This is a genomic window from Pseudarthrobacter sp. L19 (assembly GCF_050859435.1).
GTDB lineage: Bacteria > Actinomycetota > Actinomycetes > Actinomycetales > Micrococcaceae > Arthrobacter.
In genome coordinates, this window is the sequence record NZ_CP193935.1 from 487,852 (window position 1) to 508,252 (window position 20,401).

Genomic DNA, 20,401 nt, shown 5'->3' on the forward strand with positions numbered 1-20,401 from the left:
TGGCGGATCGGTCTGGAACCGTGACAACGCTGGCTCCGCGACGGACCGCTTCTGGTACCTGCACCTCTTCTACAGCGGCCAGCCCTACTGGAGTGGCGCACCCCGCCGTCGGCGACTAGCTCGACAGCGTGAAGCCCGCAGCATCGCCCGATCATTCTGGAGTAGCCGACATAGCCAAGGCCGGATACCTCAGATGAACAAGAGGGCGCGCCCAGCCGAAGCTGGACGCGCCCTCCACCTACGCCGAACCCGCGAGACAGGTCAGCAGCTTGATTTAGTCGATCAGTGCCGCCTCCTTGTCGCGGTCCGCGGACTCCTCAACCGGCGCAACCTTCCGCTTCCGCTGATTCAGCCAGCAACCCACTGCCAGCAGCGCCACGAGGGTGAAGGTGCTCAGGAGCTGGGGACGGGAGTCCTCCCCGATGAAGCCCACCGTGAAGATCGCCGCGAGGATCACCAGACCAAAGACCGTGAGCGCCGGGAAGCCGGGCATCCGCAGGGGCAGCTCGGTGCCCGCACGGTCGGCGCGGAGGCGCAGGGCGAGCTGGGCCAACAGGGCGGAGGTCCACACGAGCAGGCAGGTCGAGCCCACGATGTTCAGCAGGACGGGCAGGACCATCTCCGGGAAGGCCAGCTCCAGCACCACTGTGACGATGCCGAAGGCGACGCTGGCCAGGACGGCCACCACCGGGACCCGCGCCTTGGACACCGAGGCCAGCACGCGCGGCGCTTCACCGCGCTCTGCGAGGGAGTACGCCATCCGGGACGCGCCGTAAAGATTCGCGTTCAGCGCCGAGAGCAGCGCGGCGACGGCCACCAGGGTGATCGCGGTGGCAGCACCGGGCATGCCGGCGGCGTCCAGCACCGCGGCGAACGGACTCTTCAGCCCGTCCGACCCCACGGGAACCACGGCCGCGATGATGAAGATGGCACCGATGTAGAACACCAGGATCCGCCACAGCACGGTCTGAACGGCCTTCTTCACGCTGCGGGCAGGCTCGGCCGTTTCGGCGGCAGCCACGGACACAATCTCGGTGCCGCCGAACGCGAAGGCCACCACGAACAGCGCCGTCGCGATCCCGGCGAAGCCGCTGGGCGCGAAGCCCTCCCCCATGAAGTTGGACAGGCCGGGCGACTGCACGCCCGGCAGCCAGCCGAAGAGCAGCGCAAAGCCCACCAGCAGGAACCCGATGATTGCCGCCACCTTGAGCAGGGCGAACCAGAACTCGAACTCGCCGAAGTTCTTCACGCTGGTCAGGTTCACGGCCGTGAGCACGACAATGAAGACGAAGGCCATCAGCCATACCGGCAGGGCCGGGAAGATGGTCGCCAGCAGGCCGGCCGCACCGAGCGCCTCGGCCGCGATGACCACCACCAGCTGGATCCACCACAGCCAACCGACGGTGGCGCCGGCCACCGGGCCGTAGGCCTTGGCGGTGTAGACGGAGAAGGCGCCGCTGTCCGGGTTGGCGGCGGCCATCTCGCCGAGTGCCCACATCACCAGGATGATCAGGGTGCCGGCCACAAGGTAGGAGATCAGGACCGCCGGGCCGGCGGCCTGGATGCCGGCGCCGGAGCCGATGAACAGGCCCGCGCCGATCGCGCTGCCCAGGCCCATCATGGTCAGCTGCCGGGGTTTGAGGGCCGCGCCGAGCAGGCGGGCAGACGTCTTTGTCTGTTGTTCCATGGGGATTCCTCTTATTTGTAGGCGGAACGGAGTGAGGGGTTGGGGTACGTCGGGTGTCAGCCGGCGTGGGCGGCCAGGAGCCGGAGCACCCGGTTGTTGGCGGCGGGGTCGGCCACGGTGATGCGCACGCCGTCGCCCTGGTACCCGCGGACCAGGATGTCGGCGCGGTCGAACGCGTCGACCAGCGCCTCCCGGAGGCTGTCATCGGCACGGATCCACAGGAAGTTTCCCTGGCTGGGCTGCAGTTTCCAGCCCTGCGCTTCCAGCTCCGCGGCCATCCGTGCACGCTCGGCCTTGACGGCCGCCACCCGGGATTCCATCTCGTCCCCGGCATCCAGCGACGCGATCGCAGCTTTCTGGGCCAGCGCGCTCACCGAGAAGGGAAGGGCGGTGCGGCGCAGTCCCTCGGCGATGGCCGGCGCGGCCACGGCGTAGCCCACGCGCAAGCCGGCCAGCCCGTAGGCCTTCGAGAAGGTGCGCAGGATGCAGACGTTCGGGTACCGGCGGTAGAGCGCCAGGGAATCGGGGCCACTGCCGGCTTCGGCGTACTCCACATACGCCTCGTCGACCACCACGAGGATGTCCGAGCGGACGGACCGCAGGAACGCCTCGATGCTCTCGTGGCTGATCGGCACGCCGGTGGGGTTGTTGGGGGTGCAGAGCAGGATCACCTTGGTGCGGTCGGTGACGGCCGCGGCCATGGCCTCCAGGTCGTGGCCCTCGGCGTCGTCCAGCGGGATGCGGACCGGCCGGGCGCCGGCCAGCTCGACCAGGATGGGGTACGCCTCGAAGGAGCGCCAGGCGAAGATCACTTCATCGTCGGCGTCGCACAGTCCGGTGATGATCTGCTGGAGGACCCCGACGCTGCCGGGCCCCACCGCGATCTCCCCGGCGGTGACGCCCAGGTGCCGTGCGAGCCGTTCGCGGAGTTCGACGGCGGCGCTGTCCGGGTAGCGGTTCATGGCGCCGGCCGCTTCGGTCACCGCAGCGGCGGCCGCGGGGAGGGGCTCGTAGTGGCTTTCATTGCTGGCGAGGGCCGCGATGTCCAGGCCGGCGCTCCGGCGCCCCGGGACGTAGGACGGAAGTCCGGCCACCGCGCCACGAAGGGCGGGAAGTGCCGTGGCCGGTGCGGTCAGGAGCTGATCAGAGGTCATGAGGACCGATCATGATTGTGACCCGCCACACAATGCAAGATACCCTCATGCCACTGGGACTTCTGCTCAACTTCTACTGACTGCGGTGAAAATATGACCAACTCAAGCCCGCGAACCCTGGATTCCCTCGATGGACGGATCATCCTGGCCATGGACAAGGATCCCGAGGCCAGCGCCCTGGCACTCTCGCGGACGCTGAACGTCGCACGGAACACCGTCCATGCCCGGCTGGCGCGGCTGGAGCGCAGCGGCGCCCTCCGGTCCTTCAGCCGCAGACTGGACCCCGCCGCGCTGGGCTATGAGCTCATGGCCTTCCTCTCCCTGTCCATCAGCCAGACGCGCACCGGGGCGGTGGAAGACGGGCTCGCCGACATCCCCGAGGTGATCGAGGTGCACGCCACCACCGGTGATGCCGACCTGATGGCCAAGGTGGTGGCCCGCGGCACTGCCGACCTCTACCGCATCACCAACCAGATCCTGGAAATCGACGGCATCCAGCGGACCAGCACCGCCATCTCCGTGCTGGAACTCCTGCCCCCGCGCTACGACGGCCTGCTGGCCCGGCTCTCGGAACAGGAGTCGCGGCCCGCCGAACAGGGCTCCTGAACCGCCCGCTTCAGATGGGCAGATTTTCACTTCGACCGGCTTTGGCTGCCAAAAGTCCCAGCCGAATTCCACGCTCTTGCCGATTCGTGATCCAGCGCACAGGCTTTCCGCATGACTACACTCACCGTCTCGGGCCGCGTAGCGCAGGTTCTCGGCAGCTACCTCACCGACCTCTTCGGGGTCATGGGCAACGGCAACGTCCACTTCCTGGACGGCGCCGAGCAGCTGGGCCTCCGCTTCACCGCCGTCCGGCACGAGGGCGCCGCCATTGCCGCGGCGGACGCCTACTACCGGACGTCGGGACGCCTCGCGGCGGGCACCACCACCTACGGCCCCGGCTACACCAACGCGCTCACCGCCCTGGCCGAGTCTGTGCAGGCGCAGATCCCCGTGGTGTTGGTCACCGGGGACGCCCCCACCAGCGGCGCCCGTCCGCAGGACGTGGACCAGGCAGCCATCGCCGCGGGCCTGGGCGCCGCCACCTTCACCGTCACCCGTGAGGCCGCGGGTTCCATCACGCGGCAGGCGGTGGAGTACGCCCTCACCAAGCGCACCGCCGTCGTTATTGCCATTCCCTACGACCTCGCGGCAGTCGAGGCGGCCGATGAAGAGCTTCCGGCGGCCTCGGTGCCGGCCGGAAGCGACGACGTCGACGGCGGCGGCCACGGCGACCTTGCGCAGGCGGCCCGCCTGCTCGCCGGAGCGAAGCGGCCGCTAATCCTCGCCGGCCGCGGCGCCCATCTCGCCGGCGCCGGCCCGGAACTCCGCAAGCTCGCCGACTGCCTCGGCGCACTAACCGCCGGAACCGCGCTGGCGCTCAACCTCCTCGAGGGCGACGGCTACCTCGGCGTCGCGGGCGGATTCGGCACCGACACCGCCGCCGGGCTCATGGGCGAGTCCGACGTCGTCCTCGTGGCGGGCGCGAGCCTGAGCCCCTTCACCATGCGGTTCGGCCACTTGATCGGCCCCGACAGCACGGTCATTCAGATCGACGCCGCCATGCAGCCGACGCACCCCCGGGTGGACACGTTCGTCAACGGGGACGTGCAGGCCGCTGCGGAACGCCTCCTGACGCTGCTGGATAATTTGGCGGCGCCCGCCGCCGGCCCCTCCGACGCCTGGCGCGCGGAAGCCCGCGCACGCCTGGCTGAGGGACCGGCCCACCACCCCGGCGCAGCGGAGACCCCGGACGGCCGGCTGGACCCGCGCTCCCTCGCCAAGGCGCTGGACGCGGTGCTGCCCGAGCACCGCACCGTGGTCCAGGACGGCGGGCACTTCGTCGGCTGGGCACCCATGTACTGGAACATCCCGCGGCCGCAGGACCTGGTCATGGTGGGGACCGCCTACCAGACCATCGGGCTGGGCCTTGCCAGCGCCGTCGGGGCAGCCCGCGCCGTGGAGGAGGACCGCACCCTGGTGTTGGCCTCCGGCGACGGCGGCTTCCTGATGGGCCTGTCCGACCTCGAATCGCTGATCGGCGCCGCATGCAGCGCCGTCGTCGTGATCTACAACGACGCCGCCTACGGAGCAGAAATCCACCAGTACGGGTCCCAGGGCCTGACCGAAAAGCCGATGCTGATCCCCGAGGTGGACTTCAGCGGCGTCGCCCGGGCCCTTGGTGCCGAGTCGGCGATCATCCGCTCGCTGGAGGACCTGTCCGCGCTCACCGACTGGATCGACAATGGCGCCAGGGGAACCTTCGTGGCCGACTGCCGGATAACGTCGAGCGTCCGGGCACCGTGGCTGAGCGAGTGGATGGAAGCCTCGCGGGCCGCGAAGGCAGCGGTAGCCGGGTGACGATGAGCCGTTCCGCAACGCCGCGTCCATTGGCCGCTCGCCGCGATTGCCTACGGTCCGCGGGCGCCAGCCTATGAGCGTGCCGGAGGAAACCGCCCTGGCGCCGGCCGCCTGGTGGGAGTCCGCGGTCATCTATCAGGTGTACCCGCGCTCCTTTGCGGACGGCGACGGCGACGGCGTGGGCGACCTCGCCGGGCTCACCGCACGGCTGCCGTACATCGCCGATCTGGGCGTCGACGGGATCTGGATGACCCCGTTCCAGCCCTCCCCGCAGGTGGACCAGGGCTACGACGTGTCCGACTACTGCGGCGTGGACCCCCTGTTCGGGACTCTGGAGGAGTTCGAGTCCCTGCTGGGGCGGTCGCACGCGCTGGGGCTGAAGGTCCTGCTCGACGTCGTCCCCAACCACTGCTCCTCGGAGCACCCGCTGTTCCAGGCGGCCCTGGCAGCCGGGCCGGGCTCGCCGGAGCGGGAGATGTTCCACTTCGTCCCGGGACCGGCGGGCGACACTCCCCCGAACAACTGGCAGAGCGTCTTTGGCGGCCGGGCCTGGAGCCGCGCCAACCCGTCCTCCGGGACGGATCTCGACTGGTACCTGCACCTCTTCTCCGCCGGCCAGCCGGACTGGAACTGGCGGAACCCTGCCGTCGGCGACTACTTCGACGGGGTGCTGCGGTTCTGGTTCGACAAGGGCGTCGACGGGCTGCGCATCGACGTCGCCCACGCTTTGTTTAAGGCCGAGGGGCTGCCGGATTCCCCGTCGGAGGGCGGCGTGGTGGACGGGCTGCGGTCCAACCCGCAGGTCTCCGACCAGGAGGAAGTCCACGAGGTCTACCGCCGCTGGCGTGCCCTGGCCGAGCAGTATCAGCCGCACCGCCTGCTGGTGGGCGAGGTGAACCTGGAACCGGCCCGCGCCGCGCGCTACACCCGGTCGGACGAGATGCAGCAGGCCTTCGCGTTCGCGTTCGTGAAGCTCGGCTGGGATCCGGAGGCGTGGGCCGCCGTCGGCAATGAGCTCGAGGCCGCGCGCCTGGTGCACGGTGCGACGCCGACGTGGGCGCTGGAGAACCACGACATTGTCCGTACGGTGACGCGCTTCGGCGGCGGCGACGCCGGTGCGCTGCGGGCGCGCGCCGCGATGGTGGCGTTGCTGGGGCTGCCCGGCCCGGCGTACCTGTATCAGGGCCAGGAGCTCGGGCTGCCCGAGGTCGACGTTCCGCTCGAGGCCCGGGTGGACCCGATGTGGGCCCGCGGCGGAGTCTGCCGCGACGGCGCCCGCGTGCCGCTGCCCTGGACTGCCGATTCCGGCCGCAGCCACGGCTTCTCGCTGGCCGATCCGGTTGTTGCCTCCGAGCCGTGGCTCCCCCAGCCCGCAGGGTGGGGCGCCCACGCCGTCGAACTCCAGAAGAAGGACCCGGACTCGGCACTGAGCCTCGCGAAGGCCGCTTTGGAGCTGCGCCGGACGCTGTGGGGGGACGGCGTCTTCACTGCCGGCGACGGCGGCACCTGGCGCGTTGAGCCCGGGAATCTGCTGGTCTGCGAACGCAACGAGCGTTTCCTGGTCGCCGTCACGATGGGCGATGAACCCGTGCGGCTCCCGGCCGGGACGGTGCTGCTCAGCGCCGCCCCGCTGGACCAGGACGGCTGGCTGCAGCCGAACACCGCCGCCTGGATCCTGCGGCCCTAACCACGGCGCCACCCGTCACAAGGGCGTCTCTTCCATCACCGGTCAAGCCCGTGCCACAGTAACCGCCATGGAAACCTTCGACCACGCGGACGATCTCTCAGGCGCCACCTTCACCGCCACCAACCTCCGCGGCGCGCGATTTATTCGGGCCGACCTGTCCGGCGCCGTGATGCGGGGCGTGGACCTGCTCGGCGCGGACATCGACGCGCCGTGGCTGGCCGAGGACGGAAGCACGCTGCTGGTCAACGGCGTGGACGTCGTGCCCCTGGTGGAGGCCGAACTGAACCGCCGCTTCCCCGGCCGCGCCGGTCGCCGCGCGACGGGCCCTGACGGACTCCAAAACGCCTGGGCCCGGCTGGAGGAAGCGTGGCGTCAGGCTCTGGAGCGTGCCGCGGAGCTGCCGGCCGGCGCGGTCGAGGTTCAGGTGGACGGCGAGTGGTCCTTCTCCCAGAGCCTCCGCCACCTGGTGATGGCCACGGACACCTGGCTGCGGAAGGCCATCCTGGGGATCGAACAGCCGTACCACCCACTGGGGCAGCCCAACGCGGAATTCGAAACCGACGGCTACGACCTCTCCGTCTTCGCCGCCGAACCGCCGTCCTACGAAGAAGTCCTGGAAGCGAGGAGAGACAGGCAAAGGATGGTCCGCGACTTCCTCACCACCGTCACCACCGCGGACCTGGACAAAGAGCGCCGCAACCCGTGGGCCCCCGACAACGCGGTGACCGTCCGCTCCTGCCTGCACACCATCCTCAACGAGGAGTGGGACCACCTGCGCTACGCCCTCCGCGACCTGGACGCCGTCGAACACGGCGCCGGCGTCCACCCCCGGCACGGAGGCGCCTAGCAATAAAGTCTGATGAAAAACGGGAGAAAAACCCGGCACTGACTGGGAACCGCGTTCGTTGGCCTAGGTACCACGCCCCCGCCGACCACCCCGGCCGACACCTAATGAGGCAACATGCAGGTTCCCACGACCGTCTGGATACTGACCATCATCGGAATTGTGGGCCTGCTGGCCTTCGATTTCTTTTTCCACGTCCGCAAGGCCCACACCCCCAGCCTGAAGGAAGCGACCATCTGGTCCTCCATCTACGTGGGCCTGGCGCTGCTGTTCGGCGTCGGCGTACTGATCTTCGGCGGCGTGGACATGGGCACCGAATACTTCGCCGGCTACGTCACGGAGAAGGCCCTCTCCGTGGACAACCTGTTCGTCTTCCTCATCATCATGTCCAGCTTCCGGGTGCCGCGGGCGGACCAGCAGAAGGCGCTCCTGTTCGGCATCGTCTTCTCCCTGATTGCCCGCACCGCGTTCATCTTCCTGGGCGCGGCCCTGATCAGCAGCTTCTCCTGGGTGTTTTACATCTTCGGCCTGATCCTCCTGCTCACCGCCGGCAACCTGCTCAAGCCCGACTCCCACGAGGATGATGAGAAGGACGGCCTGATTGTCCGGCTCACCAAAAAGTTCCTCCCGGCGTCGTCCAACTACGACGGAGACAAGCTCTTCACGGTCGAAAACGGCAAACGCGTCCTCACCCCCATGCTCCTGGTCATGGTGGCGATCGGCGGCACGGACATCCTCTTCGCCCTCGACTCCATCCCCGCCATCTTCGGCCTGACCCAGAACGTCTTCGTGGTCTTCACCGCCACCGCGTTCTCCCTGATGGGCCTGCGGCAGCTCTACTTCCTCATCGACGGGCTGCTGGACCGGCTCATCTACCTCTCCTACGGCCTGGCCGCCGTCCTGGGTTTCATCGGCGTCAAGCTGGTGCTGCACGCCCTGCACGAGAACAACCTGCCGTTCATCAACGACGGCGAGCACGTCAACGTGATCGAGGTCAGCACCGGCGCGTCCTTGCTGGTGATCCTGGGCGTCCTCACCATCACGGTCCTGGCCTCCATCTTCAGCCCCAAGGGCAAGGCCAAGAACGCCGTCTCCGGCGCCAAGCGGCACGCCGTCGAATACCTGGACCTCAACTACGAAACCGACATCACCGAGCGCGAGCGGATCTTCGCCAAGATGGTGGCCGAGGAACAACAGCTCCAGGCCCTGCCGGAGAAGTACAAGTCCCTGGTCCACCACGAGACCGAGTTCAAGGACCTGCTGCGCCGCGCCCACGCCGAGCACGACAAGGCGCTGCAGCGGGAGGGGCTGCGGTAGGTCACTCACCCAACCCCGCCCGGGGTTTTAATTGAAGAAGTTTGGAGGGGAGTATCCCCGCTTCTGACCCGTCGTCAATACGGGAGTCTTCGGACTCCCCGGCGGGCAGGGCCGTCAACCGCGGCCGGGAGAGACCTCCAGTTGGTTCACCACTGACTGGAAGCAGGTCCCACCATGATTTCCCCCCTCCACCCCGCGACCACTGAGGCGTCCGGCTGCCGGCGTCCGTCCCGGCGCCGGCGCGGCACCGTCATCGTCCTCACCGGAATCGACGGCGCCGGGAAGTCGACGGCGGGCCGGCTGCTGGCCCGGCGGCTCGCCTCCGCCGGGCACCCGGCGGTCCTCGCCAGGAATCCCTGCGGGCGGAGCACCCTGGCGGCGTGGTCGCGGCGTCTTGGGATCACCGTCCCGGCCGGGGTGCTGGATGCGGTGGAAACGGGCATCCGCTGCGTCAATGTGCTGATCTCGCAGCTGCGCGCCGCCACGTTCCCGGGCATCGTCGTCATGGACCGCTACCTCTACTGCCAGCTGGCCCTCAAGCGGGTCAAGGGCCGGGGGGACGGACGCTTGCTGCCCTGGCTGCTGCGGCTCCTGCCCCGCCCCGACGTCGTCTTCTACCTCGAGGTCACGCCCGGCACCGCCCTCGCCAGGATTGACCTGCGGGCCACCGACACCGAGGACCTCGAGGGCCTGGAAACCTTCGACGCGGCGTACCGGGCGCTGGATGACTTCGAATCCTTTGTCCGGATCGACGCCGCGACGTCCTCGGGGCAGATTGTCGAGGACCTCTGGCGGGAGCTGGAGGCGGCCGGGCTGGTGCCCGAGCGCCGGGAGGGGATGCGGTAGGGGTGCTGATTTCCCGGCCGCTTTTCACGGGCGAGAGGCGGGGCGGCAGAATGGAACCATGACCCTCACTACCTTCGCCCTCATCCGCCACGGCCAGACCGACTGGAACGCCGAGCGCAGGCTGCAGGGGTCAACCGACATCCCGCTCAACGACGTCGGCCGCGCCCAGGCACGCGACGCCGTCGCCGCCCTCGCAGCTTACCGGTGGGACGCGATCGTCTCCTCGCCGCTGAGCCGGGCCGCCGAGACCGCGGACCTGATCGCCGCCGGTCTGGGCCTCAGCGTGGCCCGCCGCGTCCCCGAGCTCACCGAACGCGCCTACGGCCCCGCCGAGGGCATGACCGACGGTCCCGAGTTGGACAAACTGCGCATCCCCAAAGGCTTCCGCGGCGCCGAGAGCGAAGAGGACGCCGCCGAACGCGGGCTCGCCGCGCTGGAAGCCCTGGCCGAAGAATACCGCGGCGGACACGTCCTGGTGGTGGCGCACGGTTCCCTGCTCCGAGTCAGCCTCAGCCGCGCCGCCGGCCGCCGCCTGGACAGCGTGGAGAACGCCGCCCTCAACCTGGCTCATCACCACCCGGACGACGGCTGGAAGCTCGAATACTTCAACGGCGAGCGCCTCAGCGCCATCGTCTAAGCCGCCGCGTCACACTCGTGCCGGCGGCAACATGACCGACGCATAACTGGTCCTATGAGTCGGCCAAAAACCAGCCGTGTAACCGGCAGGTTAAACCCGGTTTCCGGCCAGTAAAGCTCTCCTCACCCCCGCCATTTCAGGGGTTTTCCGCCCTTTCGGGGTCCTAGCTTGGACCTTGGTTCGACCAATGAACCAAGCCGTCCCAAGCCCCCGAGGAGCACCCCGTGAACGTTTCCACCGTCGAAGCGCCGGCCACCGCCGGCACCGTGCCGCCCGGCACGGCGGGTGCGGCCGGCCCCGCCGCCGGTTCCGCCGTCGTCTCTCCCGCAGACTCCACCACCGCCCCCACAACCAGCACCACGGGCCGCCGTCGTCTGCTGCCCGTCAGCGGCAAGCGCCCCGGCCCCGTGGCCGTCACCCTGCTCTTCTCCCTCGGCTGGGTGTTCATGTACGCGGACCGGAACATCCTCTCCCCCGTCATGAGCGTCATCCAGGACCAGTGGGGACTCAACAAGGGCCAGCTGGGCCTCATGTCGACGGTCTTCTTCATCACCTACGCCCTGATGCAGATCCCCACCGGCTACCTCGCGGACCGGATCAGCCGGGTCAAGGTGGTGGTGGCCGGTTACGTGGTGTTCGGCATCGGCACCATCCTCAGCGGCTTCGCCCCCGGTTTCATGGTGTTCCTGCTGATGCGCGCTTTCACCGGCATCGGCGAGGGCACCTTCTACAGCCCGGTCTACGGCATCTCCTCCAGCTACATCTCCGACAGGTGGCGCGGGGTCTCCGCCGCCCTGATCAACAGCGGCATGGCCGTGGGCATCTCCCTGGGCTTCATCGGCTCCGGCTACTTCACCTTCACCCTGGGCCTGCCGTGGCACGCCTCGTTCCTGATCTTCGGCGCCGCCACCCTGATCGTCGCGTTCCTGATCAACTACTACCTCTCCCCGATCGACGCCGAACACAAGGCTTTGGCCTCCGAGGCCACGGACGACGGCGGCGCCCCGGCCGCCAAGGTCTCCAACAAGGCCCTCTTCACCCGCAACCACATCCTCACCTACGTGCTGATCTTCTGCTCGCTGTATGGCTTCTTCTCGATGCTGACCTGGCTGCCCACCTACCTGCAGCAGGCCCGCGGCGTGGCCCCCGCCCAGACCGGCATCATCGCCTCCCTGGTCCCCTGGGCCTCCATCCCCGGCGCCATCCTGCTGAGCATGTGGGCCCGCCGCCTCAAGAACACCCGCCCGCTGATCGTGGTCCTCTCCGTCCTGGGCGGCCTGTGCCAGATCCTGGTCCCGATGACCGGCAACTACTCCCTGATGATCGCCGGCCTGGTGGTCTATGGCCTGGTCGGCAAGCTGGCGCTGGACCCCATCCTGATCGCCTTCCTGGCCGAGAACACCCCCCGCTCCATGTACTCCACCGCCTACGGCTACTTCAACTTCGCGGGCATGCTCTCCTCGATCTTCGCCCCGTACATCACCGGCGCCCTGGCCGACGCCACCGGAGCGCTGGAGGCCGGGTTCTACCTGTCTGCTGTGCTGCTGCTGGTGGGCGCGGTAGCGTTCTGCTTCACGACGCCGGCACGGGTCGCCGCCCAGCCGGCCCCCGCCGTCGAACCCCTCCCCCAGCCCGCCGCCTGACCCAACTGACTCGCAATAGTTGTCGTTCTGGGAGCCCAAAACGACAACAACTGCCAGCTAATTGGGGGACGTCAAGGAAAGGAACCGCCATGAGCCAGCTACCCGCGACCCAGCCCCTTCCGCAGCGCACCGGCACCGGCACCGGCACCGCCACCGCGCCCACCCTGCGCCGGGCCGCCTCGATGAGCGCGGAGGTGGCCGCCTACCTGGAACGGGAGATCGCCTCCCGCGGCCTCACCCCCGGGGACAAGCTCCCCACCGAGCGGGAACTGGCGGAGCAGCTGTCCGTCTCCCGCGCCACGGTCCGCACCGCCCTGCAGGAGCTGGAGTCCAAGCACCTGGTGCAGCGGACCCGCGGCCGCGGAACCATCGTCGCGGAGCCCCCGGCGCCGGTGAGCGAGCTCTACGCCCGGCTCGCCGGGGCCGGGCAGGCGCAGCAGGACGTGGCCGAACTGCGCGGATCCCTGGAACCCCTGGTGGCCGAACTCGCCGCCGCCCGGTCCAGCGCCGCGGACCTGATCCAGCTGCAGGACGCCCTGGCCGCGGCCAGCGAACACCTCTCCCCCGAGGAGGCCCTCCGGCTGGACGTCCAGTTCCACACCCTGCTGGCCCAGGCCGGCCGCAACCAGCTGATGGCCACGGTCCTGACCCTCACCAGCTCCTGGACCTCCGAGGTCCGGCTGCGCTCGCACGCCACCGCGGAGGGCCGGCGCTGCTCGATCGAGGGACACCGCCGGATCCTCGCCGCCGTCCTGGCCCGGGACGCCACCGGCGCCGGGATCGCCATGAGCGACCACCTGGCCGACGTCGCCGTCCTCATCCGCGACCACCAGCCCACATACACCAACCCATCGGAGACCCACCCGTGAGCACCTCACTGATCCAGCCCGGCACCGACGCCGGAACTACCGCCGCCGGAACCGACACAGCCGCCCGCATCCTGCAGTCCTGGGACGGCATCGCCGACGACACCACCTACCTGCCCTCCAGCCGGGAGAACGTCCTCTGGGGTGCGCTCCCTGCGCCGGGGACCGCCCCGTCCTCAGCATCGACCCGGGCACCGACATCACCATCGACACCATCAGCCACGAGGGCATCCTGGAAGATCAGGGCCGGGACCCACTGGCCTACTTCGGCTCGCACGGGGTCCCCGAACACCAGGTCCTCGAGGACGCCATCAGCCTGGCCGGATCGGACATTCGGCGGCTCTCCGCCAACCTGGGCCCGCACGTGGTCACCGGTCCCATTGCTGTCCGCGGCGCCCGGCCCGGGGACCTGCTGAAGATCACGGTGCTGGAGACGACCCCGCGGGTGCCCTACGGCGTGATCTCCAGCCGGCACGGCCGCGGCGCGCTGAACGGCGAATACCCCCTCGGCGCCGGGAACTACAGCGCCTTCGCCACCGTCCGGGACGACGCGGACGGGACACCCTCGGGCTGGCTGCCGCTGCGCCCCGGCGCCGAACCGTCCGTGCACTTCCCGCTCAACCCCTTCCTGGGGATCATGGGCGTGGCCGTCGACGGCGACCGCCGCCCGCACTCGGTCCCGCCGGGAGCGCACGGCGGCAACATCGACATCAACCTCCTCACCGCCGGCAGCTCGCTCTACCTCCCGGTCCAGGTGGCCGACGCCCTGGCCTACGTGGGCGACCCGCACTTCGCCCAGGGCGACGGTGAGGTTTCCCTCACCGCCATGGAGGCCTCGCTGCGGGTCCGGCTCCGCTTCGACGTCGTCGCCCAGGACGAGGCCGTGCGGAACTTCGGCACCCTCACCGGGCCGCTGGCGCAGACCCCCGAGTTCCTGGTCCCCACCGGGATGGACGAGGACCTGGACACCGCGGTGCAGAACTGCGTCCGCGCCGCCGTCGCCCTGCTGCAGGCCCGCTACGGCATGGATCCCAGCCTGGCCTACGCGTACCTGAGCGCCGCCACGGACTTCAACATCTCGCAGGTGGTGGACCTGGTGAAGGGCGTGCACGCCCGGATCCGGGTGGAAGACTTCCGCCCGTGACGTCCGTTTCTGTTTCCGGCTCCGCTGCCGATCCCACGGTGTGGCGCGTCCTCGGCACCCCGCTGCTCCCGCCCACCGGCACCGGGCCCCTGGACGGGCTGAGTGTGGCGGTCAAGGACCTCTTCGCACTAGAGGGGTTCGCGGTGGGCGCGGGAAACCCGGCGCGGCTGGCCGGGGCCGCGCCGGAGACGACGACGGCGGCCGCCCCCGCGGCGCTGCTCGCGGCGGGGGCGTCCGTGGCCGGGATCGCCCGGACCGACGAGTTCGCCTACAGCCTGGCGGGCACCAACGCCCACTACGGCACCCCGCCCAACCCCCGGGCGCCGGGCCGGATCAGCGGCGGGTCCTCCTCCGGCTCGGCGAGCGCCGTGTCCCTCGGCCAGGCCGACGTGGGACTCGGCACGGACACCGGCGGCTCCATCCGCGTCCCCGCCGCCTACCAGAGCCTCTACGGGATCCGCACCAGCCACGGCGCGGTCTCCGTCGACGGGCTGCTGCCGCTGGCACCGTCGTTCGACACCGTCGGGTGGCTGACCCGCGACGCCGCCACCCTCACCGCAGTGGGTGGGGTGCTGCTGCCGAACGCTACCGGCTCTTCGGCGGGCGCTTCGGCCGGCGCGTTCACCGGCATCTCAGCCCCGCCGGAGCTGCTGGCGCTGGCCGAACCGGGCATCGGCGAGGCCATCCGCGAATTTGCCGCCGCCCCGGCCTTGCCGCCAGCGGCCACCGACCTCTTTCCGGTGGAGGAGCTGCCCGGCTGGCTGGCCGCGTTCCAGACCGTTCAGGGCTTCGAAGCCTGGCAGCAGCACGGCGCCTGGCTCGAGACGCACCCGCAATCCTTGGGCGCCGACGTCGCCTGGAGGTTCGCGACGGCGTCGCGGATCTCCGCGGATCAGGTGGAGGCGGCGCGGGCCGTCCTGCGGTCCGCCCGGCAGCGCATCCGCGCATCCGTGGGCGGCGGCCTGCTGGTGCTGCCGTCGGCGTCGTCCGTGGCGCCGCTGCTCACCGACGTGGCGCAGTCCTCCGCGCTCGGCGGCTTCACCCTAGACGCGGTCCGCCGCGCCACCATGCAACTGACCTGCATCGCGGGCATCGCCGGGCTGCCGGCCCTCTCCCTCCCGCTCGTCACACCCGCCGGGCTGCCCTGCGGCGTGAGTATTGTGGGACCCGTACACCGTGACCTGGACCTGCTGCGCCTGGCCTGCCGGCTCGGCCCCCGCTGAGCCCGCCTCCCGCACGCCGCCCGTCCGGCCACCGCACCGAAAGATAACCCATGCTCAAGCGACTGAAATCCACCGAACCGGACCGGCTGAACCTGACCCTCATGCTGGTCCTGACCTTCTCCACCGGCGTCATCGATGCGGTGGGTTACCTGGGCCTGGACCGGGTGTTCACCGGCAACATGACCGGCAACGTGGTGATCCTGGGCATGGCGCTGATCGGGGCGGACAACCTGCCGGTGGTGGGGCCCACCATCGCCCTCGCCTGCTTCATGGCCGGCGCCGTGATCGCCGGCCGGACGCTCCGCCCCGTGGCCGCGGGCTGGAGCCGACGCACCACAGTGCTGCTGGCCGCCGTCGGGCTCACCATGACGGCGATCGCCGTCGTCCTGGTGGTCCACGCACCGCACGCCGGGGATCCCGTGACCCTGACCATCACCGGTGCGCTGGCCGTGGCGATGGGCATGCAGGCCGCCACCGCCCGGCATCTGGCCGTCAAGGACGTCACCACCGTGGTCGTCACCTCCACCCTGACCGGTTTGGCCGCCGACTCACGGCTGGGCGGCGGCACCGGCGCGCACACCGGCCGCCGGCTGGGCGCCGTCGTCCTCATCCTGGCCGGCGCCACCGTGGGCGCGGGGCTGCTGCACATCCACCCGGGCCTGGGCGTGATGGCGACGGCGGCGCTGACGTTGCTGGTGGCGCTCGCCGGCGAGATCGCACGGGAACGCGCCGTCCACGACGCCGAGCTGGAGCCCGCCGCGAGCTGACCCCCAGCGGCATCCGGCTGGGCTGCGGCCCTTAGCGGGTCCGCGGCTCCCGCCAGGCGAGCGAGACCAGCAGCACCACGGCTCCGAGGCCCAGCATGACGAACACCATGAGCCCCCAGTTGGCCTGGTTCACGCCGGTGCCGTAGAAGATGCCGATCAACACGGTGGCGGTGATCGCGCCCAGGTACCGGCAGGTCTGGTAGATCCCGGCCGCGACGCCGCGTTCCTCCAGCCGGGTGGAGGAGTACATGCCCTGGCTGGAGGCGATGCTGACCACGCAGTACGGCACGCCCAGCAGCGCGGTCATGGCCAGCACCAGCGGCACGGCCAGGGACGCCGTCAGCAACCACATGGCCCCGGACGCCGCAAGCAGCAGCACGACGCCCGTGATCAGCACCCGCCGCACGCCGAACCGTTCGATCGCCTTCACCGCGGCCGGGGTGCCCACCACGGAGATCGCCGCGAGCGGCAGCATCAGCAGGCCGACGACGCCCGGATCGTACCCGCCGGCGGTCTGCAGCAGCTGGGGAAGGCCGAAGAACGCGAAGTAGTAGACGCCGCTGAACAGCACGAAGCCCAAGTACACCAGCAGCAGCGGCCGGTTCCGGCCCAGCAGCCGCAGGTCCAGGAACGGCGGGCTGAACCGCAGTTCCCGCACCGTGAACAGCACCGCCAGCAGCACCCCGGCGCCCAGCAACCACCAGCGGTAGCCGGGGAGCACGTTCAGCAGCGCCATCATCACCAGCGCCAGGGCGCCGATGAACGCCCCGATGCCGGGCAGGTCCGAGTCCCGCACCAGGTCGGCCACCCGTCCGCGCTCGCGTGCCTTGTCCGCGGGGGCGAAGCGGCGGACGATCAGGATGGAGGCCAGGGCCAGCGGCACGTTGATCAGGAACAGCGCCTCCCAGCCCACCAGGCTCACCAGCAGGCCGCCCACCACCGGTCCGACCGCCGCGGCGGAGGTGTTGGCCATCTGGATCCGGCCCAGCGGCCGGGTGGAGGGCACGTTGGCCTGCTTGGCGAGCGCGGCGACCATGACGACGGCGCTGGGGTACGCACTCGCGGTGCCGAGGGCCATGAAGGCCCGGGCCACGCAGAGCAGCGCGAAGTTGGGCGCGAACGGGGCGAAGGCGCAGGTGGCCGCGACCAGGACCATGCCCAGCAGGAACAGACGGCGCGGGCCGAACCGGTCCGCCAGGCGGCCCATCAGCGGCTGCCCGGCGGCGGAGGTCAGGTAGAACGAGGTCACCACCCAGGTGACGGTGGCGACGTCGAGCTGGAAGTCCGCCTGCAGCACCACCAGGGCGACGGCGATCATCGAGGAGTTCAACGGGTTCAGCGCGGTGCCAAGGCTGAGCCCTGCGATGGCCAGACCGGTCCGGGGAGAGTTGCTCACGGCAACAGTCTGTCCCATGCGGCGGGGTGATTCGAAACGGTGTCCACGGTCGGGCTCACGCTCCCGCGGGCGGCCTCCATTGCGGCGGCCCGGTCCCGGTGTGGGCCTTGCGGGCCGCGTTACGCTGGGAGTGCGGCTGCAGCAGCCGGCCGCCGGAACCGTTCAGCGTGGAGCATCCATGACCCAGGCCACCGCAGACCCGCCCGTCGGCAGCTCCGGCACGCCCGCGACTCCCGCCAGCCCGGGCAAACCGGACCCCCGCGACGCCGGGCTCCGCCGGATCGCGGCGGAGACCTTCGGAATCGGCACCCTGCGGGCGGGGCAGCTCGAGGGCATGGCCGCCCTGGCCGCCGGGCGCGACCTGCTGGCCGTCATGCCCACCAGTTATGGCAAGTCGCTGATATACCAGGTCCCCGGACTGTTGCTGCACCGCTCCGGAACGCGGCCCGGGCCCACCCTGGTCATCTCGCCGCTGATCTCGCTGCAGGAGGACCAGCTGGAGGGGATCAACGGCGCCGCCGGGCCGGGCACCGCCGTCGCCATCAATTCCGCCCACACCGCCGCGGAGCAGGACCGGGCCTGGGCTGCGGCGGAAGATGGCTCCGCGGCCTTCCTCTTCCTGGCCCCCGAACAGCTGGCCAAGGACAGCACCGTGGAGCGGCTCGCCGCGCTGGGGATCCCGCTGCTGGTGGTGGATGAGGCGCACTGCGTCACCTCCTGGGGCCACGACTTCCGGCCCGACTACCTGCGCCTGGGTGAGGTCCGCGGGCGCCTGGGCAACCCGACGACGGCGGCCCTCACCGCCACCGCAGCCGCCCCGGTCCGGGAAGAGATCCAGCGGCGCCTGCACCTGGACCGGCCGCTGGTGCTGGTCCGCGGCTTCGACCGGCCCAACATCAGCCTGGCCGTGGTCCGGCACCACGAGGACAAGGCGAAGCGCCGGGCCGTGATCGCGCAGGCCGCCGCATTCGTGGCGGAGCTGCGCGGACCGGGCCTGATCTACGCGGCCAAACGCAAGGACAGCGAGAAGTATGCGGCGAAGCTGACCCGGAACGGGCTCCGGGCCGCCGCGTACCACGCCGGGATGCCCGCGAACGAGCGCACCCGGGTGCACGAGGCCTTCCAGGCCGGGACCCTGGACGTGGTGGCGGCTACCACCGCGTTCGGCATGGGCATCGACAAGCCGGACGTCCGCTTCGTGCTGCACGCTGACATCCCGGAATCCCTGGACAGCTACTACCAGCAGTTCGGCCGGGCCGGGCGGGACGGGCAGCCGGCCCGGGCGGTGCTGCACTACCGTTCCGAGGACCTCGGCCTGCGCCGGTTCTTCACCACCCATGCCCCGGACCAGCCCTCCCTGCGGGTGCTGCTGGCCGTCCTGGCCGCCGAGGACGCCCCGCTCCCCCGCGTCGAGCTCGCCGCCCGGACAGGCTTCCCGGGCCGGCGCCTCACCGCCCTGCTGAACCAGCTGCAAGATACGGGGCTCCTCCACAGCGACGACGACGGCGTGCTGCTCACCGGCAGCCCGGAGGCGGCGCTGGCCCTGGCCGTCGACCTCGCCGAGACCCGGGGGCGGGTGGACCGGTCCCGGGTGGAGATGATCCGCGCTTACGCCGAGACCCACCACTGCCGCCGGCAGTTCCTGCTGGGCTACTTCGGCGAAGAGCTGCCCGGACCCTGCGGCAACTGCGACACCTGCCTGGCCGGCGAAACGTCACCGGCCAGGACGGCGAAAGGCGCCGCGAACGGCGGCGGCGAGGAGTGGCCGGACAGCTTCCCGGCGGGGTCCGCCGTGGTCCACGCGGAGTGGGGTCCCGGCCAGGTGATCCAGTGCGACGGCGACGTCCTCACCGTGCTCTTCGATTCCGAGGGCTACAAGACGCTCTCCCGCACGGCCGTCCTCACGCGGGGGCTGCTGAAGCCCGCCCGCTGAACCCGGGCCAACTGCAACGGGGCCCACCGGACCTCGGCGCGCCCCGAGACCTCAGTAGGTGACGTCGAAGTCCGTGAACTCCCCCGTGGCCGGGGTGAAGGACTCCTCCACGAGGTCCACCCGGCCCGGGGCGTCCGGGGACCGCAACCAGGCCCGGAGCTCCAGCACCACCGTCTGCGGCCCCTCCGCCACGAGCCGCACGGAGCCGTCGTCGTCGTTCCGGACCGTGCCGGTGAGCCCCAGCTTGGCAGCCTTCCGCACCGTCCAGAACCGGAACCCCACCGCCTGCACCATGCCCGTGATCCGGGCCGTGAGCCGCACGCCGGCCCCGCCGTCGGGTCCGGACCGCTCCCTTGCTTTCTCCGCCATGGAGCCAATCTATCCCCGCCCCGGTGTGTCCGGCATCCGGGACCTTCGCCCCTTTCAGCCCCCGCGCGGCATTGCGGAGGGTGGAAGAAGACCCTCCGGCGCGGCCCCGCGGACACCATCCGACGTCCCGTGAACCCGCCGGATCGCCTGAAAGGAAAAAGACAATGGCAGGACAATTCGAGATCTTCACCGACACAGATTCGAACGTCCGGTTCCGGCTGTTGGGGGCGGACGGCACAGTGCTCGCTGTCTCCAAACCCTTCGAGGACAAGCGCTCCGCGGCTGACGGCATCATGGCCGTCCGCGAATGCGCCGGAACCGGCCTGATTCGGGAATCGCACGCCACCCCCTGGGGCGGGACGACGTGGACCAAGAGCAGCCAGGCCGCCCGGGCCGGGCACCACCACCTCCGGAGGCATCTGCCCGCCGTGTAACCCGTGAGCGGCCCCACGTTGACAGGGCCGCGATTTCAACCGGGCGGGAAT

Annotated in this window: 18 protein-coding genes; 14 read left to right on the plus strand and 4 right to left on the minus strand. The window is 70.4% G+C overall.

Translation table 11 applies throughout. From position 1 onward, the window contains the following. Window positions 1–274 precede the first annotated feature (274 nt). Together ACRQ5B_RS02185 and hisC are read right to left on the minus strand one after the other, a co-directional pair. Window positions 275–1,687 (minus strand): amino acid permease, encoded by a 1,413-nt coding sequence (locus tag ACRQ5B_RS02185; protein ID WP_432396495.1) that lies wholly within the window; start codon window positions 1,685–1,687, stop codon window positions 275–277. Window positions 1,688–1,743: 56 nt separating this feature from the next. After that, the gene (gene hisC, locus ACRQ5B_RS02190; RefSeq protein ID WP_432396498.1) at window positions 1,744–2,841 is read right to left on the minus strand and encodes a histidinol-phosphate transaminase; all 1,098 of its coding nucleotides are present in this window, start codon (window positions 2,839–2,841) and stop codon (window positions 1,744–1,746) included. A gap of 93 nt (window positions 2,842–2,934) precedes the next feature. Between hisC and ACRQ5B_RS02195 the strand changes: the two genes are divergently transcribed. From ACRQ5B_RS02195 to ACRQ5B_RS02250, 12 genes are all read left to right on the plus strand, one after another. Next, the gene (locus ACRQ5B_RS02195) at window positions 2,935–3,447 is read left to right on the plus strand and encodes an Lrp/AsnC family transcriptional regulator (RefSeq protein WP_432396501.1); all 513 of its coding nucleotides are present in this window, start codon (window positions 2,935–2,937) and stop codon (window positions 3,445–3,447) included. A gap of 111 nt (window positions 3,448–3,558) precedes the next feature. Beyond that, window positions 3,559–5,244 (plus strand): thiamine pyrophosphate-binding protein, encoded by a 1,686-nt coding sequence (locus ACRQ5B_RS02200; protein ID WP_432396504.1) that lies wholly within the window; start codon window positions 3,559–3,561, stop codon window positions 5,242–5,244. Window positions 5,245–5,323: 79 nt separating this feature from the next. Beyond that, window positions 5,324–6,931: an alpha-amylase family glycosyl hydrolase gene (locus tag ACRQ5B_RS02205; RefSeq protein WP_432396507.1), complete on the plus strand. Its 1,608-nt coding sequence runs from the start codon at window positions 5,324–5,326 to the stop codon at window positions 6,929–6,931. A gap of 67 nt (window positions 6,932–6,998) precedes the next feature. After that, window positions 6,999–7,778 carry a DinB family protein gene (locus ACRQ5B_RS02210; RefSeq protein WP_432396510.1) on the plus strand — a complete coding sequence of 260 codons (780 nt, stop codon included), beginning with the start codon at window positions 6,999–7,001 and terminating at the stop codon, window positions 7,776–7,778. A gap of 114 nt (window positions 7,779–7,892) precedes the next feature. Next, the gene (locus tag ACRQ5B_RS02215) at window positions 7,893–9,092 is read left to right on the plus strand and encodes a TerC family protein (protein ID WP_364138547.1); all 1,200 of its coding nucleotides are present in this window, start codon (window positions 7,893–7,895) and stop codon (window positions 9,090–9,092) included. 174 nt (window positions 9,093–9,266) lie between these two features. After that, a complete protein-coding gene (locus ACRQ5B_RS02220; RefSeq protein WP_432396512.1) occupies window positions 9,267–9,938 on the plus strand; it encodes an AAA family ATPase in 672 nt (223 codons plus the stop codon). Window positions 9,939–9,996: 58 nt separating this feature from the next. Next, complete coding sequence (locus tag ACRQ5B_RS02225; protein ID WP_432396515.1) at window positions 9,997–10,575, plus strand: histidine phosphatase family protein; 579 nt, start codon at window positions 9,997–9,999, stop codon at window positions 10,573–10,575. Window positions 10,576–10,799: 224 nt separating this feature from the next. Beyond that, complete coding sequence (locus ACRQ5B_RS02230; RefSeq protein ID WP_432396518.1) at window positions 10,800–12,218, plus strand: MFS transporter; 1,419 nt, start codon at window positions 10,800–10,802, stop codon at window positions 12,216–12,218. Window positions 12,219–12,307: 89 nt separating this feature from the next. Further along, window positions 12,308–13,087 (plus strand): FadR/GntR family transcriptional regulator, encoded by a 780-nt coding sequence (locus ACRQ5B_RS02235; RefSeq protein ID WP_432396521.1) that lies wholly within the window; start codon window positions 12,308–12,310, stop codon window positions 13,085–13,087. 361 nt (window positions 13,088–13,448) lie between these two features. Then, entirely contained in the window at window positions 13,449–14,228 is a 780-nt protein-coding gene (locus ACRQ5B_RS02240; protein ID WP_432396524.1) for an acetamidase/formamidase family protein, read from the plus strand. Next, window positions 14,225–15,451: an amidase family protein gene (locus ACRQ5B_RS02245; RefSeq protein ID WP_432396527.1), complete on the plus strand. Its 1,227-nt coding sequence runs from the start codon at window positions 14,225–14,227 to the stop codon at window positions 15,449–15,451. Before ACRQ5B_RS02240 ends, ACRQ5B_RS02245 begins: the two co-directional genes overlap by 4 nt. A gap of 50 nt (window positions 15,452–15,501) precedes the next feature. After that, a complete protein-coding gene (locus ACRQ5B_RS02250; RefSeq protein WP_432396530.1) occupies window positions 15,502–16,218 on the plus strand; it encodes a YoaK family protein in 717 nt (238 codons plus the stop codon). A 31-nt stretch (window positions 16,219–16,249) separates the two neighbouring features. On the opposite strand, the gene ACRQ5B_RS02255 is transcribed toward ACRQ5B_RS02250, so the two are convergent. Continuing rightward, on the minus strand, window positions 16,250–17,614 hold the full coding sequence (locus tag ACRQ5B_RS02255; protein WP_432396533.1) for an MFS transporter: 1,365 nt from the start codon (window positions 17,612–17,614) through the stop codon (window positions 16,250–16,252). Between the two features lie 178 nt (window positions 17,615–17,792). On the opposite strand from ACRQ5B_RS02255, the gene ACRQ5B_RS02260 reads away from it, so the two are divergent. Then, window positions 17,793–19,547 carry a RecQ family ATP-dependent DNA helicase gene (locus ACRQ5B_RS02260; RefSeq protein WP_432396536.1) on the plus strand — a complete coding sequence of 585 codons (1,755 nt, stop codon included), beginning with the start codon at window positions 17,793–17,795 and terminating at the stop codon, window positions 19,545–19,547. 51 nt (window positions 19,548–19,598) lie between these two features. On the opposite strand, the gene ACRQ5B_RS02265 is transcribed toward ACRQ5B_RS02260, so the two are convergent. After that, window positions 19,599–19,916, minus strand: a complete 318-nt coding sequence (locus ACRQ5B_RS02265) for an acylphosphatase (RefSeq protein WP_432396539.1) — start codon at window positions 19,914–19,916, stop codon at window positions 19,599–19,601. Between the two features lie 164 nt (window positions 19,917–20,080). Here ACRQ5B_RS02265 and ACRQ5B_RS02270 point away from each other — a divergent pair, with 164 nt between their 5' ends. After that, window positions 20,081–20,350: a YegP family protein gene (locus ACRQ5B_RS02270; RefSeq protein ID WP_356903580.1), complete on the plus strand. Its 270-nt coding sequence runs from the start codon at window positions 20,081–20,083 to the stop codon at window positions 20,348–20,350. Window positions 20,351–20,401 lie beyond the last annotated feature (51 nt).

Excerpts from the sequence above, each read along its gene's own strand:
- ACRQ5B_RS02185 (WP_432396495.1), bottom strand. The coding sequence starts at position 1,687 with ATGGAACAACAGACAAAGACGTCTGCCCGCCTGCTCGGCGCGGCCCTC.
- hisC (WP_432396498.1), bottom strand. The coding sequence starts at position 2,841 with ATGACCTCTGATCAGCTCCTGACCGCACCGGCCACGGCACTTCCCGCC.
- ACRQ5B_RS02195 (WP_432396501.1), top strand. The coding sequence starts at position 2,935 with ATGACCAACTCAAGCCCGCGAACCCTGGATTCCCTCGATGGACGGATC.
- ACRQ5B_RS02200 (WP_432396504.1), top strand. The coding sequence starts at position 3,559 with ATGACTACACTCACCGTCTCGGGCCGCGTAGCGCAGGTTCTCGGCAGC.
- ACRQ5B_RS02210 (WP_432396510.1), top strand. The coding sequence starts at position 6,999 with ATGGAAACCTTCGACCACGCGGACGATCTCTCAGGCGCCACCTTCACC.
- ACRQ5B_RS02215 (WP_364138547.1), top strand. The coding sequence starts at position 7,893 with ATGCAGGTTCCCACGACCGTCTGGATACTGACCATCATCGGAATTGTG.
- ACRQ5B_RS02220 (WP_432396512.1), top strand. The coding sequence starts at position 9,267 with ATGATTTCCCCCCTCCACCCCGCGACCACTGAGGCGTCCGGCTGCCGG.
- ACRQ5B_RS02225 (WP_432396515.1), top strand. The coding sequence starts at position 9,997 with ATGACCCTCACTACCTTCGCCCTCATCCGCCACGGCCAGACCGACTGG.
- ACRQ5B_RS02235 (WP_432396521.1), top strand. The coding sequence starts at position 12,308 with ATGAGCCAGCTACCCGCGACCCAGCCCCTTCCGCAGCGCACCGGCACC.
- ACRQ5B_RS02250 (WP_432396530.1), top strand. The coding sequence starts at position 15,502 with ATGCTCAAGCGACTGAAATCCACCGAACCGGACCGGCTGAACCTGACC.
- ACRQ5B_RS02260 (WP_432396536.1), top strand. The coding sequence starts at position 17,793 with ATGACCCAGGCCACCGCAGACCCGCCCGTCGGCAGCTCCGGCACGCCC.
- ACRQ5B_RS02265 (WP_432396539.1), bottom strand. The coding sequence starts at position 19,916 with ATGGCGGAGAAAGCAAGGGAGCGGTCCGGACCCGACGGCGGGGCCGGC.
- ACRQ5B_RS02270 (WP_356903580.1), top strand. The coding sequence starts at position 20,081 with ATGGCAGGACAATTCGAGATCTTCACCGACACAGATTCGAACGTCCGG.